Raw genomic sequence first — 724 nt, forward strand, 5'->3', positions numbered from 1 at the left:
GTAGCGGATGCCGTTGCGTTCGGTGCTTTGCCACCAGTCAAGTTCGGTAATACGCTCTTGCGGTACGCCCCATTTTTTCAGCAATACGCCCATGCCGAGTGAGACGACAAAGTGGCTGTTGCCTTTTGAATTGAGTGCCTGCACGCTGTCTTTTTCGAGGTGGTCGTAGTGACTGTGGGAAATCAGGATGACATCGACCGGCGGCAGTTCGTCAATTTCTGCGGGCGCAGGCTGGAAGCGTTTCATGGTGATGGGGATGGGGTAGACGGAATTGCCGAAAACGGGGTCGGTAATGACGGTTTGCCCGCCGATCCGCATCAATAGGGTGGAATGTCCGAACCAGACAAAACGGCTTTTCCCTTCGGGTGCGGCGAGGAAGGTCTGCCAATCGGGCTTAACGGTAGGCAGAGGTTTGGGCGGGCGCGTTGCCTGCGGGTCGGTCAGGATTTTCCAAAATGCGCTGACGAGACCAGTCGGTTTTTGCTGCGGTTCGGGGTTGAAGAAGGTTTGCGTTTTTGGGTCGTAGTGGTCGCTTGCGGGGTAAACAGGATGTTGGTCGGGATAGAGCCAGTAGGTGAGTAGGGCGCAGGTGGTGGTAAAGGTAATGAGTTTTTTCTTGTGTTTCATATTGGTTTTATGAAGAAGGTCGTCTGAAAATTTTCAGACGACCTTGGGTTCTGTTTGCGGTTTGAAATCGTTTCGGTATCCATCAAATGGCGTGCGA

At 53.2% G+C, this 724-nt stretch carries 1 protein-coding gene; it reads right to left on the reverse strand.

Annotated elements, in window-relative coordinates; genetic code table 11:
- The coding region (locus ACTHUR_RS13955) for an MBL fold metallo-hydrolase (protein ID WP_440399140.1) at positions 1-627 on the reverse strand (627 nt) is incomplete at its 3' end.
- Positions 628-724 lie beyond the last annotated feature (97 nt).

The sequence above is a fragment of the Neisseria sp. P0021.S007 genome, assembly GCF_051956855.1.